This window comes from Xanthomonas sp. MUS 060, from assembly GCF_000963215.1.
GTDB lineage: Bacteria > Pseudomonadota > Gammaproteobacteria > Xanthomonadales > Xanthomonadaceae > Xanthomonas_A.
In genome coordinates this window covers 73,486-96,990 of record NZ_JZIM01000005.1, presented here as the reverse complement: position 1 = coordinate 96,990, position 23,505 = coordinate 73,486, and the positions used below count along the sequence as shown (strand labels likewise).

Here is a 23,505-nt window from a genome sequence, read left to right as displayed (position 1 = left end):
CGCCGCCATGTCTGCATCCTCCTGCGATCTTGCCGAGGCCTGGCGTCGCGTCCCCACCCTGCGCGGACGTCACGTCAGCCTGGAGCCGCTGCAGTCTGCGCATGCTCAGGGGTTGCGTGCTGCGCTGGCCGGTAGCGGCTTGGATACCTTGTGGTACACCAGCGTACCGGCGCCGGAACGGGTGGATGCCTATGTCGCCGAGGCCCTGGAGGTGCAGGCGCTGGGTCGCGTGCTGCCGTTCGTGGTGCGCGACACGCACGGTGAGATCGTCGGCAGTACGCGCTTCTACGGCCTGGACCCGCAGGTGCCGACGCTGTCGATCGGCTACACCTGGTACGCGCCGCGCGTGCAGCGTACCGGCGTCAACACCGAGGCCAAGTTGCTGTTGCTTGGCTATGCCTTCGACACCCTCGACTGCATCAGCGTGGTGTTCGAGACAAGCTGGTTCAACCACGCCTCGCGTGTGGCGATCGCGCGGCTCGGTGCCAAGCAGGATGGCGTGTTACGCAACCACAAGCGCCACTGCGATGGCACGCCGCGCGATACCGTGATCTTCTCCATCATCGATACGGAATGGGCCGGGGTGAAACGCCACCTGCAGTTCCGCCTGGATTCGCACGCATGAGCACTTCCGTTTATTCCATTGGCATCGTCGGTGCGCGTGGCCATACCGGCGCCGAATTGATTCGCCTGATCGCGGCGCATCCGCAATTGCGCCTGGCCTTCGTGTCTTCGCGCGAGTTGGACGGCCAGCGCGTCGAGGCGCATCACGACGCCTACCAGGGGGAGCTGCGCTACGAAAATCTGGATCCGCAGGCGGTTGCGGCCAAGCGTGCCGACGTGGTCGTGCTGGCACTGCCCAACGGCAAGGCCGCGCCTTACGTGGTCGCGCTGGAGGAGGCGCAACAGGCGAATGCGACGGCGGTGGATCCGCTGATCGTCGATCTGTCCGCGGACTATCGCTTCGATTCTAGTTGGTACTACGGTTTGCCGGAGCTGACCCGGACGCGCTATGCCGGGCAGCGGCGCATCAGTAATCCTGGGTGCTATGCCACCGCGATGCAGTTGGCGATCGCGCCGCTGCTCGAGCAACTCGCCGGCCCACCACAATGCTTTGGCGTGTCGGGTTATTCCGGCGCTGGTACCACGCCCTCGGACAAGAACGACCCGGCGCTGCTGCGCGACAACCTGATGCCGTATGCGCTGACCGATCACCTGCACGAGCGTGAAGTGTCCACACAACTCGGTGTGCCGGTGGAGTTCATGCCGCACGTGGCACCGCATTTCCGTGGTATCACCATGACCGTGAACCTGTGGCTGCAGCAGCCGATGAAGCTCGACGCGGTGCAGCGCTGCTATCGCGAGCGCTATACCGGCGAAGCCTTGATCGAGGTGCTGGATACCGCACCGTGGGTGAGCCGTATCGCGGGTCGCCACGGTGTGCAGATCGGCGGTTTCACTCTTGCGCCGGGCAACAAGCGCTTGGTGCTGGTGGCGACGTTGGACAATCTGCTCAAGGGCGCGGCGACGCAGGCGATGCAGAATCTCAACCTGGCGCTGGGACTGGACGAGTTGACGTCGATTCCGGTGTGACATCATCGGGGCCCGCAACCCGGGTCCCGCAAAAAAGGGCTCCCATGACCAATCTCCTATGGCAAAAACCCGGCGTCGCTGTCGATGCGCAAATCCAGGCATTTCTGGCGGGCGATGACGTGTTGTTGGACCGCGAATTCTTCCTGCACGACATCGCCGCCAGCGGCGCGCATGCCGAAGGTTTGCAGCGTATCGGCATCCTCTCGACGGACGAACTGGCCGGATTGCAACGCGAGTTGGCGATGCTGGCCGAGGATTTTCGCAGCGGTGTCTTCGTCCTCGACGCACGTTTTGAAGACGGACATTCGGCGATCGAAGCACGGTTGACCGAGCGCCTCGGCGATGCCGGACGCAAGATCCACACCGGACGCAGCCGCAACGATCAGATTCTGGTCGCCACCCGGCTGTGGCTCAAGGACAAGTTGGCCCGCTTGGCCCAGCTCAGCGCCGACATCGCCAAGGTCGCGTTGGACCGCGCGCAGGCCGAGCAGGACTTGCCGGTGCCTGGCTATACCCACATCCAACGCGCGGTGGTGTCGTCGGCGGGTATGTGGTGGGCCGGCTGGGCCGAGGCGTTCATCGACGATGCGGTGCGCGCTGCCGACACCCTCCGCTTGGTGGATTGCAATCCGCTCGGCACCGCTGCCGGTTACGGGGTCAATTTGCCGCTGGATCGCGACCACACCACCGCCGCGCTGGGCTTCGCGCGGTTGCAGGTCAGCCCGATCTACGCGCAATTGTCGCGCGGCAAGTTCGAAATGGCGGCACTGGAAGCGCTCGGCAGCGCCACCTTGGATCTGCGTCGTCTAGCCTGGGATCTGTCGCTGTTCACCAGTGGCGAGTTCGGTTTTGTCGCGCTGCCGGCGCAGTACACCACCGGCAGTTCGATCATGCCCAACAAGCGCAATCCGGATGTGATCGAATTGATGCGCGCCACCCATGCCAGCGTGGCCGCCGCGCGGACCGAGATCGAACAGTTGCTGTCGTTGCCCTCCGGTTATCACCGCGATTTGCAGAGCAGCAAGGGCGCGATTTTCCACGGGTTTGGTCGTGGTCTGGCCGCACTTGAGTTGTTGCCGGCGTTGCTGGCCAACCTGGAGTGGCGCGAGGATAAACTGCGGGCGGCGATCGACTCGGGCATGTACGCCACCGACGTGGCCGTGGAAGCGGCGCTGGCCGGTGTGCCGTTCCGCGAGGCGTATCAGGCAGCGGCGGCCACGGCCGATCGCGCCGGACAGGGACGCACTCCGCAAGGCAGCCTGGCCGCGCGGGTGTCGCCCGGCGCCGCCGCCGATCTGCGCCTGGCGCAATTGCATGCGCGCTGGCACGCACTGGGCGTTTGATGCTGGCTGCCGCGTCGTTGCATTTGGCGCAGACCCAACCGAATCGATCCAACAAGACACGAAACGATGACACATTACTTGCTCATGGCGATGCGCAAGCCGGAGTTTCCACAGTCGGTGATCCAGCCGCACCGTGATTTTCTTGCCGCGTTGCGTGCGCAGGGATTGCTGGAACTCACGGGTGGTTTCGCCGACGGCAGTGGCGGCGCTTACGTGCTGAAGAATGTCGCCAGTCTCGAACAGGCGCGGGCGATTGTCGCCGAGGATCCGTTGCTGTTGCGCAATGCGTCCGAGTTGACCATCTATGCTTGGAATACCCACTGAGCCGCACGAGAGCACGATGAGTACACCGACCGCATCCGTCGCCGTGTCCGCCTTCGCCGAGCAGGCGCTGCCGCCGTGGCGGCGCGCGGTGCTCAAGGTCGGTAGCAGTCTGTTGGCCGCCGATGGCGGTGGCGTCAGTCCGCGTTTCGCGCTGGGCCTGGCGCAGTTCGTCTCCGCCAATTTGGCAGCCGGGCGCGAACTGGTGATCGTCTCCTCCGGCGCGGTTGCCGCTGGCCGCGCGATTGTGCCCAAAGCCGCCGAGGCGGGTGCTGCTCTGGCGGCGCGGCAGGCGCTGGCCGCGCTCGGTCAGGCGCAATTGATCGCGCTGTGGCAGCGTTTCTTCGAACGACCGGTGGCGCAGGTGCTGCTGACCCACGACGACCTGCGCAACCGCCGCCGCTATCTCAACGCGCGCGCCACTCTGGGCGAACTGCTGCGGCTGGGCGCGCTGCCGGTGGTCAACGAGAACGACACCGTGTCGGTGGACGAACTCACGCTCGGCGACAACGATAATCTCGCCGCAATCGTCGCCGCGTTGATCGATGCCGATGCTTTGTTTATCGCCACCGACATCGACGGCCTGTACACCGCCGATCCGCGCCGCGATCCGCAGGCGCAGCCATTGGACGTGGTGCAGGAATTGAGCGCGTCGGTGCTGGCGATGGCCGGTGGCAGCGGCAGCGGTGTCGGTACCGGCGGCATGCGCACCAAACTGGAGGCGGCGGCCAAGGCCGGTGCCGCGGGCATCGAAACCTATCTGTTCAATGGTCGCAATGCCGAGGTGGTGCGCGCGCTGGCGCAGGATCGTCTGCGTGGTACCCGCATCCATGCCGCACGCACCCGCATCGCCGCGCGCAAGTACTGGCTGCGCCATGTGCCGGTGGAACCCGGTGCGATTTGGATCGACGCCGGTGCTGCGGCCGCGCTGGTCGACAAGGGCGCCTCGCTGTTGCCGGGCGGCGTCGCGGGGGCCGACGGCGAATTCCGTCGCGGCGACATGGTCCAGGTATGTCTGCGTCAGGCCGCTGGCGAGCGCTGCCTGGCGCGTGGGGTCAGCCAGTACGCGGCGGCGGACATCCGCCGCATCGCCGGCCATCACTCGCGCGACATCGAGGCGATCCTGGGCTACAACTATGGCGAGAACGTGATCCATCGGGACGATCTGGTGCTGCAGGAGCCGGTCCCCGGTCCCGGGCCCGGGACCGGGGACTCGGGACGCGGAACAGCGGCATAGCGCTCCCCTGGTTTGCTGGCGCCGCGGCCACGCGTCAGCGCCAGTGCGTTGGTTCGATACGATTCGGCGAACGCGCCGCTTTTCTCGGATATCTCATTGCGCCTCAATCATCCATCTTCTGGAGCCAAGTCATGACCTCCATCCGCGACCTCGTCCTGCAATGCCGCGATGCCGCGCAGGCGCTGGCGCAGTTGTCGTCCGCAGCCAAGCAGGCGTTGTTGGAGGCGATGGCGGCGGCGCTGCAGGCCGATGCCGAGGCGATCCTCGCCGCCAATGCGCGCGATCTGGATGCGGCGCGGGCCAAGGGCGTCGGTACCGCGCTGCTGGATCGGCTGGCGCTGGACCGTTCGCGCCTGGACGGCATCGCCGCGGCGTTGCGCGAGGTGGCCGCGCTACCCGACCCAGTCGGACAGATCACCCGCGACGACGTGCGCCCTAACGGCATCCGCGTGCAGAAGATCCGTGTGCCGCTGGGTGTGGTGGCGATGATCTACGAGGCGCGGCCGAACGTGACGGCCGATGCTGCCGCGCTGTGCATCAAGGCCGGTAACGCAGTCGTCCTGCGCGGTGGCTCGGAGGCGATCCATTCCAATACCGCCATCGCCGCAGCGCTGCGCCGCGCGCTGCGCGAGGCCGGTCTCGGCGAGGCCGCGCTGACCTTGGTCGAGGACCTGCGCCGCGAGACCATGCTGGAGTTGCTGCAGCTCAACGATCTCGTCGATCTGGCGATCCCGCGTGGCGGCGAGGGCTTGATCCGTTTCGTTGCCGAACACGCGCGCGTGCCGGTGATCAAACACTACAAAGGCGTGTGCCATCTGTTCGTGGACGCCTCGGCCGACCTGGATCTGGCGGTCAAGTTGCTGATCGACGGCAAGACCACGCGTCCGGCGGCCTGTAATTCCCTGGAGACATTGTTGGTCCACGCCGACATCGCCGCGCGCTTCCTGCCGTTGGCGGCACAGGCGTTGCGCCAACGCGGCGTGGCGTTGCGTGGCGACGCCGCCACCCGCGCGCTGCTACCGCAGATCGACCCGGCCAGCGACGACGACTACGCCGCCGAGTACCTGGACCTGATTCTGGCGGTCGCGGTGGTGCCGGATCTGGATGCGGCGATTGCGCATATCCGCCGCTACGGCTCGGACCATACCGAGGTCATCGCCACCGCCGATACCGCCAATGCCGAGGCGTTCGTGCAGGCGCTGCGCGCGGCGGTGGTGATGGTCAATGCCTCCTCGCGGTTTTCCGATGGTGGCGAGCTTGGCCTGGGTGCGGAGATCGGCATCTCGACCACACGCCTGCACGCCTATGGCCCGATGGGGTTGGACGCGTTGACCGTGGAGCGTTTCGTGGTGCGCGGCGAAGGCCAGGTGCGGCATCCGGACACTGCGTCCTGATGTATCCGCTCATACCAAGTTGTGGTGCGCGCTGGCGGCCGCAGCAGTTGTGTTGTCTGGTTGCGCCATACGTCATCGGCAGGCCGTACTCTCTGGCGAGCATCGAAGCAGGCGATCTGCGACCTTTGACACTCCCCTGGCGGCCTGTCGCCGTCTAACCTGAAACACCTGCCTTCCAATGTGATGCGATCAGCCCATGCGCCGTCTTGTTCCCCGTCTGTTTGCCACCGCCGTCGCCGTCATGATCGCCAGTGGCGCGATCGCCCAGACCGCGCCGATGACGCCGGACATCACCGGCAAGCCTTTCGTCGCGCCGACCGCGATGGACGACTACATCAAGCGCGAGGTGATGATCCCGATGCGCGACGGGGTCAAGCTGCATACGGTGATCGTGTTGCCCAAGCATGCACATGGCGCGCCGATCCTGCTGACGCGCACGCCCTACGACGCCAGCGAGCGCGCCAAACGTCTGTTCTCCCCGCAGATGCGCGAGCTGCTGCCGCAGAGCGATGAGGTCTTCGTGGACGGCGGCTACATCCGCGTATACCAGGACGTGCGCGGCAAGTACGGTTCCGAGGGCGATTACGTGATGACGCGGCCACTGCGCGGCCCGCTCAATTCCACCAAGGTGGATCATGCCACCGACGCCTGGGACACCATCGACTGGCTGGTCAAGCATGTGCCCGAGTCCAACGGCAAGGTCGGCATGATCGGCTCGTCTTACGAAGGTTTTACCGTGGTCATGGCGCTGACCGATCCGCATCCGGCGCTGAAGGTGGCAGCGCCGGAAAGCCCGATGATCGATGGCTGGATGGGCGATGACTGGCTCAACTACGGCGCTTTCCGCCAGGTCAACCTGGATTACTTCACCGCCCAGCTGAGCAAGCGCGGCAAGGGCACGAGCATTGCGCGCCAGGGGTACGACGACTACAGCAACTTCCTGCGCGCCGGTTCGGCCGGCGCCTATGCCAAGGCCGCTGGCCTGGAGCAACTGCCGTGGTGGCACAAGCTCACCGAGCACCCGGCTTACGATGCGTTCTGGCAACTTCAGGCGCTGGACAAGGTCATGGCGCGCACGCCGTTGAAAGTGCCGACGATGTGGTTGCAGGGTCTGTGGGATCAGGAAGACATGTGGGGCGCGATCCATAGTTACACGGCGATGGAGCCGCGCGACACCGGCAACGACCGCAACTATCTGGTGATGGGGCCGTGGCGGCATAGTCAGGTCAACGCCAGCGGCACATCGTTGGGCGCATTGCAGTTCGACGGCGATACCACGTTGCAGTTCCGCCGCGACGTGCTCAAGCCGTTCTTCGACCAATACCTGGTGGATGGCGCGCCCAAGGCCGACACGCCGCCGGTGCTGATCTACAACACCGGCGCCAACCACTGGGATCGCCTGCAGCACTGGCCGTTGAGCTGCGCGCAGGGCTGCGCGGCGCAGAGCAAGCCGCTGTACCTGGAAGCTGGCGGCACGGTGTCGTTCGAGGCGCCGAAGGCCGGGCAGGGCGAGTACACCGAATATGTGTCCGACCCCGCCAAGCCGGTGCCGTTCGTGCCGCGTCCGGTTGTGTTCAGTGACCGCGGCATGTGGACCACCTGGCTGGTCCACGATCAACGTTTCGTCGATGGCCGCCCGGATGTGTTGACCTTCGTCAGCGAGCCGTTGCAAGCGCCGTTGCGCATCGCCGGTGCGCCACAGGTGCATCTGCAGGCATCCACCAGCGGCCGTGATAGTGACTGGGTGGTCAAGTTGATCGATGTGTACCCGGATCAGGTGGCTTCCGATCCGCAAATGGGCGGCTACGAATTGCCGATATCGCTGGCGATCTTCCGTGGCCGCTACCGCGAGAGTTTCGAGCATCCCGCACCGCTGGCGCCGAACCAGCCGCTGGCTTACACGTTCGGGTTGCCCACCGCCAACCACATCTTCCAGCGTGGTCACCGGGTGATGGTGCAGGTGCAATCCAGCCTGTTCCCACTGTACGACCGTAACCCGCAGACCTACGTGCCGAATATCTATTTCGTCAAGCCCGGCGATTATCAAAAAGCCACGCAGCGGATCTGGCACACGCCGCAGCAGCCCAGCTTCATCGAGCTGCCGGTGTATTGAGCATGCCGTGAGCGCATCAGTGCCGCACTGCGGGACGCCCACCACCGGGCGCCCCGCAGTGCGGCGCATGGCGCCTTGCAAGTGGTGTCGTCAGTGACGCGAACGTGCATGAGCGCGGGCCTGTTGGGCGTTTGTCGAATGCGGTCAATCGCTTGCGCACGATCCGTGCCGAGTGTGTGCATGCGGACCGAAAACGCCAAGCCCGCTCGATTGATTCCGGCAAGCATACGGCGTCCTGCTGGATGCGCATATATCAGCGGAAAACCTGATTGAACGCATCAGGTCGTGAGTGCTGCGTAGACATTTTCAGTGGCCCATCTGCATCGCCGCATTTGCAAAAAGTATGGTCTCTGGATTCGAGTGCGAAAAATAATTCGAAGGTTTCGTGCTTTTTTCAGTCGGATTTCTGAGTATTTTCTGCATATTTTCTCATGCGGCTGCGTATTCATAAAAATCACAATGTAATTAGGGTTGCGCGTTGATTGTTCATTCCTGAATTTTGTCTACCCATGGTCCGAGTGTGCGAGTGTATACGTATTGGAAATATTTTCATGCATGTGCAATGTGGTCTGGAAGTTGCAAGGTCTGCGTAATTTCCATTATCAAGCAGCCAATCTCATTCTGGGCTTTCAGAGCTTTTTAAATACATTGTTGCCATCTTTCTGCATTCGCGCTGTCCATGCCTTGATTGGCATTGACTGTGGTTAAAAAAGCGTCGCGAGTCGTGATGGGGTGAGCATGCGCGGCGCGCGGGAATCGCGATGCACAAAGGTTATGCATGAATATTTCCAGCATTTTCCGCGTTTGTCCGGCGGCACTACAGTGGTGTTGTTGGTGAATCTAAAGACGTTTTTTGTTGAGATCTCCGGATTGTTTCTGTTCGACGGTGCTGCCTCGTCAGTACTCCGGCATCGTGACTGAAAAAAATAATGCAGCATTTCGATACTTGAATTGCCCAATGGGCGATTGATCGAGTGCTTTCCTTTGTGCAAACCCAGGACACCCAATATGAGAAAGCGATATGGCAAGCGCCAGAACGCAATGGCGGCACACGCGAGAATGTTCTTGGAGGCACCTGTGCGCGATGCCTCCACTGGCGGCGAACTTGAGCAGCGGCGCCGATTGCGCTTGACCGCATCCGCATTGGCTGTGGCCCTGGCAAGTGTGGGTTGGTCGGGAGCGGGCTGGGCCAGCGTCTTTGCGCCGGTGAATTCCGCTGGCAATGTCACTAGCTGCACCTCTGGCGGGGGAGTTCTCGTAGGCAGGAGCAATCCGGGGGCCACCAACGCCTATCCGACCGATGGTTCGGGTACCTTTGCAAGCGTGGCCGGTTGCAATGCGACCGGCGCTGGCCTGGATGCGGTCAGTATTTTCGGCAGCTTCGGTCAGGCGACGGGCGCCGGCGCATCGGTGTTCGGTTCCCAGTCCACGGCCGCGCGCTGGGCTTCGGCGTTCGGTCTGCAAAACCAGGCCAGCGGCACGGCCAGCACCGCGTTGGGTTTCGGCAGCACTGCCAGCGCATTGAACAGCGTGGCCATTGGTGGGGCCGGCGGCGACGGTACTACCCCGCTGTCTCAGGCCAACTCGACGACCGCCTCGGGAGCCAATTCAGTGGCAATTGGCAGCAATTCCACCAGCGGCGCGCAAGCTTCTGGCCTCGGCGCCATTGCCATCGGTGGTCAGTCGGTGGCCTCTGCGCAAAATACCATTGCCATTGGCACGAATGCGCAGGCCACGGCGATTGCCTCGATGGCGATGGGCACCAATGCGACGGCGGCGGCGCAAGCCGTGGCCATCGGCAACAACGCGTTCGCCAACGCGCTGCTGGCAACCGCGCTGGGTAACGGGGCCAACGCCGGGACGAGGGCCTTGGCGGCGGGAAGTGGTGCCACTGCCAGCGGTACCTCTGCGGTGGCGCTGGGCAATGCGGCCAATGCCGGCGCCAATGCCTCGGCCATCGCCATCGGTGTGTCTTCCAGTGCGCAGGCCGCGTCGGGTATCGCCATCGGCAATACCGCTCAATCCGGCGCCACTGGCCAGAACGTGGCGATCGGCTCCTCGGCGTCGGCCAATAGCGGCACGACGGCGGGCGGTGCGGTGGCGATCGGCCTGAGTCAAAACGCCACCGGCAACGGTGCGGTGGCCATTGGCGATCCCAACGTCTCCAACGGTACCGGTGCGGTGGCGGTGGGTGAGAACAACACGGCGGCCGGTGATGCCGCTGGCAACACCACGGCCAACGGCGCGGTCGCTATCGGTAATGCCAATAGCGCGATCGGGCAAGGCGCGGTGGCCTTGGGCAACGCGTCCACCGCCGGTGCGGCGAGCGCCATCGCGCTGGGTGATACCGCGACGGCCAATGGCTCGAACGCCATCGCGCTAGGGGGGAACTCCAACGCCAGTGCGCAACGTGCGGTGGCGATTGGTCAATCCGCCGCTGCCACTGGCACCAACGCGGTCGCGCTGGGTTTCTCCACCAGCGCAAACGGTGTGGGCTCGGTGGTGGTGGGCAGTGGTGCCAGCGACAACGGCGCCACCAGCAGCGTGGTGATTGGCCGTGGCGCGAGCATTGCGGCGGGCATCGCCGGGGTCAACGTGGCGTTGGGGCAGGGCAGCAGCGTGACCGCGGCGCCGGTCGGCACCACGGGCGCCACGCTCAACGGGACCACCTATTCCTTCGCCGGGACCGCGCCGGTCGGCACGCTCAGCATCGGCACCGCCGGCAACGAGCGCACGCTGACCAATCTGGCTGCTGGTCAGGTCAGCGCCAGCAGCACGGACGCGGTCAATGGCAGCCAGTTGTTCGCCACCAACAGTGCGGTGCAGAGCTTGGGCAGTAGCGTGGGCAATATCAATAACGGTGGCGGCATCAAGTATTTCCGTAGTAATTCGACCCAAGCCGATGCGACCGCCAGCGGCACCGATAGCGTGGCGATTGGTCCAGCCTCCAGTGCCAGTGCGCAGAGTGCGGTGGGATGGCGATGGGCACCAATGCGACGGCGGCGGCGCAAGCCGTGGCCATCGGCAACAACGCGTTCGCCAACGCGCTGCTGGCAACCGCGCTGGGTAACGGGGCCAACGCCGGGACGAGGGCCTTGGCGGCGGGAAGTGGTGCCACTGCCAGCGGTACCTCTGCGGTGGCGCTGGGCAATGCGGCCAATGCCGGCGCCAATGCCTCGGCCATCGCCATCGGTGTGTCTTCCAGTGCGCAGGCCGCGTCGGGTATCGCCATCGGCAATACCGCTCAATCCGGCGCCACTGGCCAGAACGTGGCGATCGGCTCCTCGGCGTCGGCCAATAGCGGCACGACGGCGGGCGGTGCGGTGGCGATCGGCCTGAGTCAAAACGCCACCGGCAACGGTGCGGTGGCCATTGGCGATCCCAACGTCTCCAACGGTACCGGTGCGGTGGCGGTGGGTGAGAACAACACGGCGGCCGGTGATGCCGCTGGCAACACCACGGCCAACGGCGCGGTCGCTATCGGTAATGCCAATAGCGCGATCGGGCAAGGCGCGGTGGCCTTGGGCAACGCGTCCACCGCCGGTGCGGCGAGCGCCATCGCGCTGGGTGATACCGCGACGGCCAATGGCTCGAACGCCATCGCGCTAGGGGGGAACTCCAACGCCAGTGCGCAACGTGCGGTGGCGATTGGTCAATCCGCCGCTGCCACTGGCACCAACGCGGTCGCGCTGGGTTTCTCCACCAGCGCAAACGGTGTGGGCTCGGTGGTGGTGGGCAGTGGTGCCAGCGACAACGGCGCCACCAGCAGCGTGGTGATTGGCCGTGGCGCGAGCATTGCGGCGGGCATCGCCGGGGTCAACGTGGCGTTGGGGCAGGGCAGCAGCGTGACCGCGGCGCCGGTCGGCACCACGGGCGCCACGCTCAACGGGACCACCTATTCCTTCGCCGGGACCGCGCCGGTCGGCACGCTCAGCATCGGCACCGCCGGCAACGAGCGCACGCTGACCAATCTGGCTGCTGGTCAGGTCAGCGCCAGCAGCACGGACGCGGTCAATGGCAGCCAGTTGTTCGCCACCAACAGTGCGGTGCAGAGCTTGGGCAGTAGCGTGGGCAATATCAATAACGGTGGCGGCATCAAGTATTTCCGTAGTAATTCGACCCAAGCCGATGCGACCGCCAGCGGCACCGATAGCGTGGCGATTGGTCCAGCCTCCAGTGCCAGTGCGCAGAGTGCGGTGGCGCTGGGCAATGCCTCCACCGCTGCTGCGCAAAATGCGCTTGCGCTGGGTTTCTCCACCACGGCAAACGGTGTGGGCTCGGTGGTGGCCGGCAGCGGCGCCAGCAACAGCGTGGTGATTGGCCGTGGCGCGAGCATTGCGGCGGGCATCGCCGGGGCCAACGTGGCGCTGGGGCAGGGCAGCGGTGTGACCGCGGCGGCGGTCGCCACCACGGGCGCCACGATCAACGGGACCGCGTATTCCTTCGCTGGGACCGCGCCGGTCGGCACGCTCAGCATCGGCACCGCCGGCAACGAGCGCACGCTGACCAATCTGGCCGCTGGCCGGCTCAGTCTCGGCAGTACCGACGCGGTCAACGGCAGCCAGTTGTTCGCCACCAACAGTGCCATGCAAAGCCTGGCCAGTTCGGTGCAGGCCACCACCATCCACTACTACAGCGCGAACGATAATGGCGTGGTCGGCAGCAATTTCGCGAACGATGCTGCCACTGGCGGCAATGCGACGGCGGTGGGTAAGAACGCATCGGCTTCGGGCCAGTGGGCGTTTGCGGCTGGCCTGGGCGCATCGGCCAGTATCGACAACAGCGTGGCGCTGGGGGCGGGTGCGGTCTCCAATCGTGCGGTGGCCGCCGCTACCGGCACGATTCCTGCGGGAAGTTCGTTGATCAGTTACAACACCACCGATCGCACCTTGCTTGGTGCGCTCAGCCTTGGCAGTAGCACCAGCTATCGGCAGATCACCAATGTCGCCGACGGTACGCAAGCGCAGGATGCGGTGACCGTGCGTCAGTTGGCCGGTGCGCTGACATCCTTTGCGGTGACCCCGGTACAGTATTTCCATGCCAACTCCACCGCGACCGATGCATTGGCAATCGGTGCCGAATCGGTGGCGGTGGGGCCGCAGACCGTGGTCAACGGCGATAACGGCATCGGTGTCGGCAATGGTGCGGTGGTGCAGCGAGCTGCGCCCGGCGGCATTGCAATTGGTCAGGGCGCCAATGTTCAGTTGGCCGATGCGGTGGCATTGGGGACGCAGGCATCGGCGGCGGCCACGCAAGGTGTGGCGGTGGGGGCCGGCAGCAAGGTGAGCCAGGCTGGCGGCGTCGCGTTGGGCGCAGGCGCGGTGGCTTCCACGGCCGCCGGTGCGGCCGGGTATGTGCCCGCCAATGCCAGCGCGAGTCAGGCCGTCGCGATCAATGCCACCACCAGCACACTGGCGAGTGTGTCGGTCGGCGATGCGGCTAACGGTACTTATCGCCAGATCAACGGGGTGGCGGCAGGTTCGCAGGACAGCGATGCGGTCAACGTCGCGCAGCTCAAAGGTGTGCAGTCGCAGGTGCAACAGGTGCAGAACGGTTCGGTCGGTTACGACACCAATCCCGATGGCAGCGCCAATTACCAAAGCCTGACCCTGGGGCGTGCCAATCCCGCTGGTGTCAGCGCTCCGGTGGCCGTGCATAACGTGGCCGCTGGTACGGCGACGAGCGATGCGGTCAATGTCGGCCAACTGAATGCGGGTGTTCAGGCTGCAAATGCGCTTGCGCTGGGTTTCTCCACCACGGCAAACGGTGTGGGCTCGGTGGTGGCCGGCAGCGGCGCCAGCAACAGCGTGGTGATTGGCCGTGGCGCGAGCATTGCGGCGGGCATCGCCGGGGCCAACGTGGCGCTGGGGCAGGGCAGCGGTGTGACCGCGGCGGCGGTCGCCACCACGGGCGCCACGATCAACGGGACCGCGTATTCCTTCGCTGGGACCGCGCCGGTCGGCACGCTCAGCATCGGCACCGCCGGCAACGAGCGCACGCTGACCAATCTGGCCGCTGGCCGGCTCAGTCTCGGCAGTACCGACGCGGTCAACGGCAGCCAGTTGTTCGCCACCAACAGTGCCATGCAAAGCCTGGCCAGTTCGGTGCAGGCCACCACCATCCACTACTACAGCGCGAACGATAATGGCGTGGTCGGCAGCAATTTCGCGAACGATGCTGCCACTGGCGGCAATGCGACGGCGGTGGGTAAGAACGCATCGGCTTCGGGCCAGTGGGCGTTTGCGGCTGGCCTGGGCGCATCGGCCAGTATCGACAACAGCGTGGCGCTGGGGGCGGGTGCGGTCTCCAATCGTGCGGTGGCCGCCGCTACCGGCACGATTCCTGCGGGAAGTTCGTTGATCAGTTACAACACCACCGATCGCACCTTGCTTGGTGCGCTCAGCCTTGGCAGTAGCACCAGCTATCGGCAGATCACCAATGTCGCCGACGGTACGCAAGCGCAGGATGCGGTGACCGTGCGTCAGTTGGCCGGTGCGCTGACATCCTTTGCGGTGACCCCGGTACAGTATTTCCATGCCAACTCCACCGCGACCGATGCATTGGCAATCGGTGCCGAATCGGTGGCGGTGGGGCCGCAGACCGTGGTCAACGGCGATAACGGCATCGGTGTCGGCAATGGTGCGGTGGTGCAGCGAGCTGCGCCCGGCGGCATTGCAATTGGTCAGGGCGCCAATGTTCAGTTGGCCGATGCGGTGGCATTGGGGACGCAGGCATCGGCGGCGGCCACGCAAGGTGTGGCGGTGGGGGCCGGCAGCAAGGTGAGCCAGGCTGGCGGCGTCGCGTTGGGCGCAGGCGCGGTGGCTTCCACGGCCGCCGGTGCGGCCGGGTATGTGCCCGCCAATGCCAGCGCGAGTCAGGCCGTCGCGATCAATGCCACCACCAGCACACTGGCGAGTGTGTCGGTCGGCGATGCGGCTAACGGTACTTATCGCCAGATCAACGGGGTGGCGGCAGGTTCGCAGGACAGCGATGCGGTCAACGTCGCGCAGCTCAAAGGTGTGCAGTCGCAGGTGCAACAGGTGCAGAACGGTTCGGTCGGTTACGACACCAATCCCGATGGCAGCGCCAATTACCAAAGCCTGACCCTGGGGCGTGCCAATCCCGCTGGTGTCAGCGCTCCGGTGGCCGTGCATAACGTGGCCGCTGGTACGGCGACGAGCGATGCGGTCAATGTCGGCCAACTGAATGCGGGTGTTCAGGCTGCAAAAGATTGGTCGAAGTCGTATACCGACCAACGCTTCGCAAACCTCGACAGTAATATCGGCAGAGTCAGTGAGCACGCCAATGCCGGCACTGCCTCCGCGATGGCGATGGCGAGCTTGCCGCAGGCCTATCAGCCGGATCAGAGCGCGATGGCGGTGGCATTGAGTAGCTTCCACGGACAAAGCGGTATCGCGATCGGTCTTTCCACGGTTTCCGAAAGCGGCAGTTGGGTTTATCGGCTGAGCGCCAGTTCCAACAGCCGTGGTGATAGCGGTGCGTCGATTGGTGCGGCACGGGTTTGGTAGTCGCTCTCCAGTGCGATGGCCCCATGGCCAGCGCGAGCGCGCATTCCATGGGGGTAGGCGCTCCAGCATGCGCACCACCGCGGCGTGAATATCGCGGCTGGGCTTGCAATGTCCCTTGTATCGAGCTGCGCGGTGCTGAAGGAGGGTTTTTAGGATTCGTTCTGAGGGCGGGGAATGCAACACGATTCACTCAGGCCGCACTGTCAATCTCAGGTTCCGTCCATTGGGCGTTGCATTCTTCGCGCGCAGTTTGGTCTTGCGATGTTCGGTGCTTGGATCATCGCCATTCGCGCGTGTTTTTGCTCTGCCGCAACTTCGGTTGGGACTGTGCAATGTGCTTTGCACGCAAGTGCTGCGATGCACAGTGCCCGCCATCTCCCCGTGCTTTTTCGCCTGGTGCAGCCGCGAATATCCTTTCAGCCAAGGCGATGGCATGTCGTATGCGTTACCACCAGTGGTGCGATGGATCGCCGGATCGACTGTTCGAGGTACAAAAAAGCCCGGAAAACTGTCGTTTTCCAGGCTTGATTGATGGTCGGGGAGACAGGATTCGAACCTGCGACCTCTACGTCCCGAACGTAGCGCTCTACCAGACTGAGCTACACCCCGAATAAGCCGCACATGATACGGGTTACCCCCCGCCTTCGGCAAGATCCTTGGCGAAAAATTTTCAGCATGTCGGGCTGGTGGCCTTGCTTAGCTTAACTTCGTCTGGCCCCAATCCCATGTCATCGAACATGGTAATGCCGGCATCCCAGACGGAGCTGGTTGGAAGTAGGGTGGTGTCAGGCAGGGAAAGCGCACAAGGCCGACGATGCGCATGATGCGGGGTCTCTGGCGGCGGCGTAGGACGACTGCGGCGATGCTACCAAGGTGCGTGCGTAGTCGCGCCGCCGTCGAGGGCGAGCGCGTCGCCATCGGCGGCGATAGCGGCAAGGACCGCATTGGTGCATGGCGGCGAGTGATTTACAGCGTGTCCAGGAACTGCCGCAGCGCTGGCCCGAAGCGTGCGAAATCGACCAGGAAGGCATCGTGCCCCTGCGGCGAGTCCAGGCCGATGAACTGCGCGTCGGCACCGCCATTGCGCAGGCCCTCGGCGATCTGTTCCTGTTGTTGCACCGGGAACAGGATGTCGGTGTTGGCACCGATGGCCAGGGCGCGCGCGACGCGGATCGTCGCCAGCCCGGCGAGGACGTCGCCATTGCCGTATTCGGCCAGGTCGAACCAGTCCATCGAGCGGCTCAGGTACAGGTAGCAGTTGGGGTCGAAGCGGCGCACGAAACGCCGCGCGTGGCCTTCGAGGTAGCTTTCGACCTGGAACTCCAGGCCGAACGGATCGTCGTCGGTTTGGTCCGAATCCAGTCTTACGCGGCCGAAGCGGCCATCCCATTCCAGCGCCGAACGGTAGGTGATCACGCCGAGTTTGCGCGCCATGCGCATGCCAGATTCGGGATAGGTGGTTGCGTCGTAGTCGCCGTCGTTCCAATTCGGGTCCAGGCGGATCGCCTCGCGCTGCAACGAGCGGATCGCGATCGAGAACGGCAGTGCCTGTGCGCTGCCGGAAATGTTGAGATGGCTGCGCGCCAGTCCGGGATGCCGGCGTAGCAGCGCCAATGCGGTCATGCCGCCCATGGAATTACCGATCAGGCAGGCCAGTTGCGCAATGCCCAGCGCACGCACCACATGCGCGGCGGCGTCGGCGCCGTCCTCGATGGATAACTCTGGAAAGCGCAAGCGGTACGGCTGGCCATCGTCCGGATGCGGCGATGCCGGACCAGTCGAGCCTTTGCAACTGCCCAGTGCGTTCATGCAGATCACGAACCAGCGTTGCGTATCGATCGGTTTACCGGGGCCGAGCATGTTTTCCCACCAGCCCGGTGTGGGATCGTCGGCATGCGCGGCGGCATGCGCGTCCGGCGACAAGCCGGTGACGATCAGGACCGCGTTGCCGCGATCCGCCGCCAGTGTGCCCCAGGTTTCGTAAGCCACCCGCGCGTTGAGCAAATGGCCGCCGCGTTTCATCGGGAACGGCGAGGGCAGGGCGAGGAAACGGCTACCGGGCGGGATGAATTCGGTCATGTGCCGATTCTAGAGCGTGTGATGTAGGTTGGCGGTGCCGCCGTGGAGATCGGCCGAGCGCCGCCTCGCCAGTGCGATCACTGGGCGATGTACGCAATCCGAGTGCGCGTTCCACCGTGATACGGCGCGCGCTGTCGCCGCATCCACACCGGCTCGGTGCCGACTCGTAGGTTGCCTCGCGCACCTCGCCAGTTCTGGCATGGAGCGTGGTGCGTGGATGCTAGGTTTGCTTCAGTGCTTGCCGATGCGCAGTTGCACCGGTGTGCTGGTCGGCAGCGTCACGATGACCGCTGCCGATTCCAAGTCGCCGTCCTGACGCCTGGCATCGCCGCTGGCCGATAGCCGCGCGACCACTTCGACTTGCCGCAGTTGCGACAACGTTTGCGTGGGCATCGGACTGTCCGCATCGCTGAGCGTGACCTGCAACGGCAGTGCCCGCAGCGGTTGTTTTTGCACCGCGACCGGCATCGGGGAGCCACCGGGAACGCGTGCGATCACGAAGAGACTGGCGTCTTTGCGCAGGCGCATGCGTGCGGCGACATCGGGCTCCACCGAGACCACCACGGCGAGCGTCGCGGCGGCGGGCGCTGCGCTGCCGGTTGCGCGGATGGTGCCGGCGATCGCGGCTGGTGGCAATGGCGGTAGGCCAGCGGCGGCACGGGCAGCATCGATCTGCTGGCGTAATGCCTGCGCGGTTCCCGCATCCACACGTGGCAGCAGCGCCTGCCACGTGGCGGCAGCGGCGGCATTCTGGCCGCGTTGGCGTTGCGCGATCCCCAGGAACCACGCCGCGCGTTCGCTGTTTGGCGCAATTTGCAACGCCTGTTCTAGCCAGGCGAGCGCCTGGTCGTCGAAACGCCGCTGCGGGTCGGCGAGCGCACGCGCCTGTGCGGCTTCGATCAGGATCGGTGCCTGGTCCGGTGCCAGATGTGCCGCACGGGCGAAGGCGGCAGCGGCCTCGGTGTTGCGTCCTAGCGCGCGTTGACTGCGGCCCAGCAACGCCCAGCCGTCGGCGCGCGTGGGGTCTTGACGCAATGCCGCCTGCAATTGTGCGACGCCTTCTTCCAGCGTGTGCGGCGCTTGTCGCTGTTGCACCTGCAACGCCTGTGGCGTGCCGACCAGCGCATACAGCGCGGCGGTCGCAGCACTCAGCGCCAGCACCGCGACCACGAGCAGCACGCCACGACGTCGATCGCCGCGCAGCGGCCACAGCACCGTCGTGAACAGCAACGCTGCCAGTCCCACGGCGATGCTGGACATCTGCCAACTCAGCATCGCCTCACCACTCCTGTTGATCCAGCAGTGCATTGGTGTCCGCGGCCGGGGTGCGTCGACGCACCAGTCGGACCAGCAGCAGCGCACCAGCGCCGAGCAATGCCAATGGCCCGAACCATAACAGCCAGGTGCGTGCTTCGAGTCGTGGTCGGTACAGCACGAACTCGCCATAGCGCGCGACCAGGAACTGTTTGATCTGTGCATCCGAACGGCCCTGCTGCATCAGCTCCAGCACCTCGCGACGCAAGTCCATGGCGATCTGCGCATGCGAGTCGGCCAGCGATTGGTTCTGGCATTGCACGCAGCGCAACTCAGCGGTCAGCGCATGGAAGCGCGCTTCCTCGGCGGCGGAGCGGTAGGCCAGCGGGGTCGGGTCGGAGACCGGCACGGCACCGGCTAGCGTGGACCACGCCAGCAGTACCAGCAATCCACCCCGCAACGCGTGCCGGCAGTGGTTCATTGGCCTGCCTGGCTTGGTGTCGCTGCGGGAGCGTCGCGTTCGGCCTGGCGCAGCGCTGGCAGCAGTTCGTCCTGGATGATGCGCTCGCTCAGTGGGCCGGCATGTTTCCAGCGCACCACACCATGCGCATCGACCAGGAATGTTTCCGGCGCTGCGGCCACGCCCCAGTCGATTGCGGTGCGGCCCTCGGGATCGAACAGCACTGCCAGGAACGGGTTGCCCAACTGCTCCAGCCAGTGCAGGGCATCGTCGCGGTTGTCTTTCCAGTCGTAGCCGATCACCCGCACGCGCTTGCTCAGGGCGAATTGGGTCAGCACCGGGTGTTCTTCGCGGCAGGACGGGCACCAGCTACCCCAGACGTTGAGTACGTAGGGTGCGCCGAGTAGATCGCGGCTGCGCACGCGTACCGTGGCGTCGTGCAGCAAGGGTAGCGCGAAGGTCGGCGCGGGCTTGCCGATCAGCGCCGATGGCAGCGTATCGCGATCGGCGCTGCCGGAATGCTTGACCGCGTAGAGCAACAGCGCCAGCAGGCAGAGGCCGCACAGTGCGCCGAGCAGGATGACCGGCAGCGGCAGGCGAGCGGAGGTGGGGTTGGACATCATGGGGTCTCCGGAGAACGACGGAAGCGCCGGTCGGCCGCGCTGACGAAACCGCCCAGCGCCATCAGTGCCGCGCCGAGCCAGATCCAGCGCACGAAGGGTTTGACGTGCAGGCGCATCGCCCAGGCGTTGCCGCCCAGTGGTTCGCCCAGGGAGACGTAGATGTCACCGAATAGACCAGCGTGGATGCCTGCTTCGGTCATGGCTTGGCCGCCGCTGGCATACAGGCGCTTCTCGGGAAACAGTCGTGTCATTGGGTGATCGTCGTACAGCACCTGTAGGTGGGCGCGTTCGGCCATGTAGTTTGGTCCCCGATGCTGCTGGAGATCGCGCAGTTCGAAGCGGTAACGGCCTATCTCCACATGCTGCCCCGGTGCTAACGCCACCTCGCGCTGTTGTTCCAGCGCTTGCACCAGCAGCGCGCCGATCAGGAACACCGCGATACCGCCATGAGCCAAGCTCATGCCGAGCATTTCTGCTGCCGCTGCCGGAATGCTTGACCGCGTAGAGCAACAGCGCCAGCAGGCAGAGGCCGCACAGTGCGCCGAGCAGGATGACCGGCAGCGGCAGGCGAGCGGAGGTGGGGTTGGACATCATGGGGTCTCCGGAGAACGACGGAAGCGCCGGTCGGCCGCGCTGACGAAACCGCCCAGCGCCATCAGTGCCGCGCCGAGCCAGATCCAGCGCACGAAGGGTTTGACGTGCAGGCGCATCGCCCAGGCGTTGCCGCCCAGTGGTTCGCCCAGGGAGACGTAGATGTCACCGAATAGACCAGCGTGGATGCCTGCTTCGGTCATGGCTTGGCCGCCGCTGGCATACAGGCGCTTCTCGGGAAACAGTCGTGTCATTGGGTGATCGTCGTACAGCACCTGTAGGTGGGCGCGTTCGGCCATGTAGTTTGGTCCCCGATGCTGCTGGAGATCGCGCAGTTCGAAGCGGTAACGGCCTATCTCCACATGCTGCCCCGGTGCTAACGCCACCTCGCGCTGTTGTTCCAGCGCTTGCACCAGCAGCGCGCCGATCAGGAACACCGCGATACCGCCATGAGCCAAGCTCATGCCGAGCATTTCTGCGCTGAAACGGCTGCCTTTGAGCTGCATCCGACTCCATACGAAGCGTGCCGTGCCGAGCAGCACCCAGGCTGCCGCGGCGATGCCGACGCCGGTTTTCCATGGGCTTTGCGGCGCCAGGAAAAAGCCGAGTATCCCGGCCAGCAGCGCCAGCGCCGCCCACGGTGCCAGTAGTGCCAGTGGCCGCGATGCTTGTTCGCGCTGCCAGCGGGTCAGCGGCCCGAATGGCAGCAGGGCGACCAGCGGCGCCATCAGCACCACGAACAGCGTGCCGAAATAGGGCGGGCCGACCGAGAGCTTGCCCAGGCCCAGCGCATCGGCCAGCAGTGGATACAACGTGCCCAGCAGCACCATCGCGCAGGCGCAGGTCAGCAGCAGGTTGTTGATCAGCAGCAGGGTCTCGCGCGAGGCGGCGGCGAAGGTTTGCCGCGCAGCGTCCGCGCTGGCCCCCACATGGCCGGCGCGTAGCGCGTACAACAGGAGCGCGCCACCGCACAGCAAGCTCAGGAAGACCAGAATGAACAGACCACGGGCCGGATCGGCGGCGAACGAATGCACGCTCGTCAGCACCCCCGAGCGCACCAGAAACGTGCCCAGCAGCGAGAGCGAGAACGTGGCGATCGCCAGCAGCAGCGTCCACGCGGTGAAGCTGCCGCGCTTCTCCGTGACCGCCTGCGAATGCAGCAATGCCGCCCCGGCCAGCCACGGCATGAAGCTGGCATTCTCCACAGGATCCCAGAACCACCAGCCGCCCCAGCCCAATTCGTCATACGCCCACCAACTGCCGAGGGCGATGCCGATGGTCAAAAATCCCCAGGCCACATTGGTCCACGGCCGCGTCCAACGCAGCCAGCGCGCATCCACCTGACCATCCAGCAACGCAGCCACGGCGAACGCGAACGGCACCGCGAAACCGACGTAACCGGCGTACAGCAGCGGTGGATGGATCACCAGGCCAGGGTCTTGCAGCAGCGGATTGAGATCGTGCCCTTCCAGTGGCGCTGGTAACAGCCGCGCAAAGGGATTGGAGGTGAACAGCAGAAACGCCAGGAAACCGGTGCTCACCAATGCCAGTGTGCCGATCACCCGCGCCATCACGCTGGCCGGCAGATGCCGAGACGACAGCGCCACGGCCGCGGTCCACAGCGCAAGAATCAGCGTCCACAGCAGCAACGACCCTTCGTGCGCGCCCCACACCGCCGAATAACGGTACACCAGCGGCAGCAGCGCGTTGGAATTGTCGGCTACGTAGGCCACCGAGAAATCCCCGGTCACGAAGGCATGGGTGAGCACGGCGAACGCGCCAGCAACCAGCAACAATTGCGCGTATGCCGCCGGGTGTGCCACCGCCATCCAGCGCGCGTCCCCGCGTTGCGCCCCCGCCAGCGGCACCACGGCCTGTAGCACGGCGGTGAGCAGGGCGAGGATCAGCAGGAGTTGGCCCAGTTCAGGCAACATGGTGCCAGTCCCACAGCTCGCGATCCTTGAACCATAAAGCTGGGACAAGGGACGGTGAATCCATGGTCCAGGCAGAGCCTAAGCGGACGATGCCGAGGTGCTGCGAATTCATCGGCTCAGATCCAGCGGCGCGGCTGGCTCGGTCTTGGTCTGGCGCTTGCGTTGCGCACGCAGCCGCGCCGCACGCACGGCACTGCGCAGTTGCACGCGCGCCAGGATGAAGTCGGCCAGCAACACGCCAGCGAATACCGCATAGGCACCGATCACGTAGGGCAGGTAGTTCATCCGCGCACCTGCGCCTGTTGCGCGACCCAGTCCTTGCCGGCTTCGCGGCGCAGGTTGTCGGCGCGTGCCCGCGTCAGCAACGCGCCGGCGAACCAGAATTTGGTCGCCGCGACCATCCACCACAACGGCGGCAGCATGCTCGGGTCCATGCTGGACTGGCCGAACAGGCGGATGGTCTGGCCTTGGTGCAGCGAGTTCCACCACACCACCGAATAGCGGATCACCGGCAGTAACACCACCCCGACGATGGCCAGCAGCCCGGCGGCACGCGCAGCGATGCGTCGGTCCTCGATCGCCCGGTACAGGCCCATCACCCCGATGTACAGGAACAGCAGAATCAATTCGCTGGTCAGGCGTGGATCCCAATCCCACCATGTGCCCCACATCGGCCGCCCCCAGATGCTGCCGGTCAGCAGGGTGATCAAGGTGAAGGCGGCACCGATCGGCGCGCAGGCCATCGCCAGGATCTCGCAGAGTTTGATCCGCCACACCTGCGCGATGGCCGCATACACGGCCATCAGCCCGAACACGAACAAACTCATCCAGGCACAGGGCACGTGGATGTAGAGGATGCGAAAGGCGTCGCTCTGCAGACGGTCGGCCGGCACCACGAACAGCGCCTGCCAGATGCCCACGCCGGCCAGCAGCAGTGCAAGCAGGTAGCACCACGGTGTCCAGCGCGCGGCGAGACGATCGAAAATGGGCGGCGAACCGAGTTGGTGAAACCAGCGGACGAAGGAGGCCATGCG

Annotated in this window: 16 protein-coding genes, 1 tRNA gene and 1 pseudogene; 9 read left to right on the top strand and 9 right to left on the bottom strand. The window is 65.1% G+C overall.

Features of this window, described 5'->3' with window-relative positions:
• Positions 1–7: 7 nt before the first annotated feature.
• The 9 genes from XANALMUS060_RS07630 to XANALMUS060_RS21880 all read left to right on the top strand — a co-directional run bounded on the left by XANALMUS060_RS07630 (position 8) and on the right by XANALMUS060_RS21880 (position 15,530).
• Positions 8–625, top strand: coding sequence for a GNAT family protein (locus XANALMUS060_RS07630; RefSeq protein WP_045737984.1), 618 nt, complete (start codon positions 8–10; stop codon positions 623–625).
• Entirely contained in the window at positions 622–1,593 is a 972-nt protein-coding gene (gene argC, locus XANALMUS060_RS07625; RefSeq protein ID WP_045737876.1) for an N-acetyl-gamma-glutamyl-phosphate reductase, read from the top strand. Before XANALMUS060_RS07630 ends, argC begins: the two co-directional genes overlap by 4 nt.
• 44 nt (positions 1,594–1,637) lie before the next feature.
• Positions 1,638–2,936 carry an argininosuccinate lyase gene (gene argH / locus XANALMUS060_RS07620; protein ID WP_045727794.1) on the top strand — a complete coding sequence of 433 codons (1,299 nt, stop codon included), beginning with the start codon at positions 1,638–1,640 and terminating at the stop codon, positions 2,934–2,936.
• Positions 2,937–3,002: 66 nt separating this feature from the next.
• On the top strand, positions 3,003–3,260 hold the full coding sequence (locus XANALMUS060_RS07615; protein WP_045737875.1) for a YciI family protein: 258 nt from the start codon (positions 3,003–3,005) through the stop codon (positions 3,258–3,260).
• Positions 3,261–3,276: 16 nt separating this feature from the next.
• Positions 3,277–4,494: a glutamate 5-kinase gene (gene proB / locus XANALMUS060_RS07610; protein WP_045737874.1), complete on the top strand. Its 1,218-nt coding sequence runs from the start codon at positions 3,277–3,279 to the stop codon at positions 4,492–4,494.
• A 131-nt stretch (positions 4,495–4,625) separates the two neighbouring features.
• Positions 4,626–5,888, top strand: coding sequence for a glutamate-5-semialdehyde dehydrogenase (locus XANALMUS060_RS07605; protein WP_045737873.1), 1,263 nt, complete (start codon positions 4,626–4,628; stop codon positions 5,886–5,888).
• Between the two features lie 196 nt (positions 5,889–6,084).
• The gene (locus XANALMUS060_RS07600; protein ID WP_045737872.1) at positions 6,085–8,001 is read left to right on the top strand and encodes a CocE/NonD family hydrolase; all 1,917 of its coding nucleotides are present in this window, start codon (positions 6,085–6,087) and stop codon (positions 7,999–8,001) included.
• A gap of 1,065 nt (positions 8,002–9,066) precedes the next feature.
• Complete coding sequence (locus XANALMUS060_RS18460; RefSeq protein ID WP_161795391.1) at positions 9,067–11,340, top strand: hypothetical protein; 2,274 nt, start codon at positions 9,067–9,069, stop codon at positions 11,338–11,340.
• Positions 11,271–15,530 (top strand): YadA-like family protein, encoded by a 4,260-nt coding sequence (locus tag XANALMUS060_RS21880; protein ID WP_235430413.1) that lies wholly within the window; start codon positions 11,271–11,273, stop codon positions 15,528–15,530. The genes XANALMUS060_RS18460 and XANALMUS060_RS21880 overlap by 70 nt, the downstream gene beginning before the upstream one ends.
• Positions 15,531–16,062: 532 nt before the next feature.
• Here the strand turns inward: XANALMUS060_RS21880 and XANALMUS060_RS07590 are convergent.
• From XANALMUS060_RS07590 to XANALMUS060_RS07550, 9 genes and pseudogenes are all read right to left on the bottom strand, one after another.
• Positions 16,063–16,139, bottom strand: a tRNA-Pro gene (locus tag XANALMUS060_RS07590).
• A gap of 357 nt (positions 16,140–16,496) precedes the next feature.
• The gene (locus XANALMUS060_RS07585; RefSeq protein WP_045737871.1) at positions 16,497–17,609 is read right to left on the bottom strand and encodes a homoserine O-acetyltransferase; all 1,113 of its coding nucleotides are present in this window, start codon (positions 17,607–17,609) and stop codon (positions 16,497–16,499) included.
• Positions 17,610–17,840: 231 nt separating this feature from the next.
• Positions 17,841–18,884: a cytochrome c biogenesis protein gene (locus tag XANALMUS060_RS07580; RefSeq protein WP_045737870.1), complete on the bottom strand. Its 1,044-nt coding sequence runs from the start codon at positions 18,882–18,884 to the stop codon at positions 17,841–17,843.
• 4 nt (positions 18,885–18,888) lie between these two features.
• A complete protein-coding gene (locus tag XANALMUS060_RS07575) occupies positions 18,889–19,344 on the bottom strand; it encodes a cytochrome c-type biogenesis protein (RefSeq protein ID WP_045737869.1) in 456 nt (151 codons plus the stop codon).
• Positions 19,341–19,943 carry a DsbE family thiol:disulfide interchange protein gene (locus XANALMUS060_RS07570; RefSeq protein ID WP_045737868.1) on the bottom strand — a complete coding sequence of 201 codons (603 nt, stop codon included), beginning with the start codon at positions 19,941–19,943 and terminating at the stop codon, positions 19,341–19,343. Before XANALMUS060_RS07570 ends, XANALMUS060_RS07575 begins: the two co-directional genes overlap by 4 nt.
• Positions 19,943–20,422: pseudogene (locus tag XANALMUS060_RS07565) on the bottom strand (cytochrome c-type biogenesis CcmF C-terminal domain-containing protein); the annotation flags it as partial. The pseudogene XANALMUS060_RS07565 and the gene XANALMUS060_RS07570, both read right to left, overlap by 1 nt.
• A gap of 114 nt (positions 20,423–20,536) precedes the next feature.
• Entirely contained in the window at positions 20,537–22,471 is a 1,935-nt protein-coding gene (locus tag XANALMUS060_RS07560; protein ID WP_045737866.1) for a heme lyase CcmF/NrfE family subunit, read from the bottom strand.
• A gap of 108 nt (positions 22,472–22,579) precedes the next feature.
• Complete coding sequence (locus XANALMUS060_RS07555; RefSeq protein ID WP_045727784.1) at positions 22,580–22,756, bottom strand: heme exporter protein CcmD; 177 nt, start codon at positions 22,754–22,756, stop codon at positions 22,580–22,582.
• Positions 22,753–23,502, bottom strand: coding sequence for a heme ABC transporter permease (locus tag XANALMUS060_RS07550; RefSeq protein ID WP_045737865.1), 750 nt, complete (start codon positions 23,500–23,502; stop codon positions 22,753–22,755). The genes XANALMUS060_RS07555 and XANALMUS060_RS07550 overlap by 4 nt, the downstream gene beginning before the upstream one ends.
• Positions 23,503–23,505 lie beyond the last annotated feature (3 nt).

Bases quoted from the DNA above. Each gene is read 5' to 3' on its own strand.
- argC (WP_045737876.1), top strand. From the start codon at position 622: ATGAGCACTTCCGTTTATTCCATTGGCATCGTCGGTGCGCGTGGCCAT.
- XANALMUS060_RS07615 (WP_045737875.1), top strand. From the start codon at position 3,003: ATGACACATTACTTGCTCATGGCGATGCGCAAGCCGGAGTTTCCACAG.
- XANALMUS060_RS07630 (WP_045737984.1), top strand. From the start codon at position 8: ATGTCTGCATCCTCCTGCGATCTTGCCGAGGCCTGGCGTCGCGTCCCC.
- XANALMUS060_RS07600 (WP_045737872.1), top strand. From the start codon at position 6,085: ATGCGCCGTCTTGTTCCCCGTCTGTTTGCCACCGCCGTCGCCGTCATG.
- XANALMUS060_RS07575 (WP_045737869.1), bottom strand. From the start codon at position 19,344: ATGAACCACTGCCGGCACGCGTTGCGGGGTGGATTGCTGGTACTGCTG.
- argH (WP_045727794.1), top strand. From the start codon at position 1,638: ATGACCAATCTCCTATGGCAAAAACCCGGCGTCGCTGTCGATGCGCAA.
- XANALMUS060_RS07605 (WP_045737873.1), top strand. From the start codon at position 4,626: ATGACCTCCATCCGCGACCTCGTCCTGCAATGCCGCGATGCCGCGCAG.
- XANALMUS060_RS07585 (WP_045737871.1), bottom strand. From the start codon at position 17,609: ATGACCGAATTCATCCCGCCCGGTAGCCGTTTCCTCGCCCTGCCCTCG.
- XANALMUS060_RS07570 (WP_045737868.1), bottom strand. From the start codon at position 19,943: ATGTCCAACCCCACCTCCGCTCGCCTGCCGCTGCCGGTCATCCTGCTC.
- XANALMUS060_RS07560 (WP_045737866.1), bottom strand. From the start codon at position 22,471: ATGTTGCCTGAACTGGGCCAACTCCTGCTGATCCTCGCCCTGCTCACC.
- XANALMUS060_RS07550 (WP_045737865.1), bottom strand. From the start codon at position 23,502: ATGGCCTCCTTCGTCCGCTGGTTTCACCAACTCGGTTCGCCGCCCATT.
- XANALMUS060_RS07555 (WP_045727784.1), bottom strand. From the start codon at position 22,756: ATGAACTACCTGCCCTACGTGATCGGTGCCTATGCGGTATTCGCTGGC.
- XANALMUS060_RS07580 (WP_045737870.1), bottom strand. From the start codon at position 18,884: ATGCTGAGTTGGCAGATGTCCAGCATCGCCGTGGGACTGGCAGCGTTG.
- proB (WP_045737874.1), top strand. From the start codon at position 3,277: ATGAGTACACCGACCGCATCCGTCGCCGTGTCCGCCTTCGCCGAGCAG.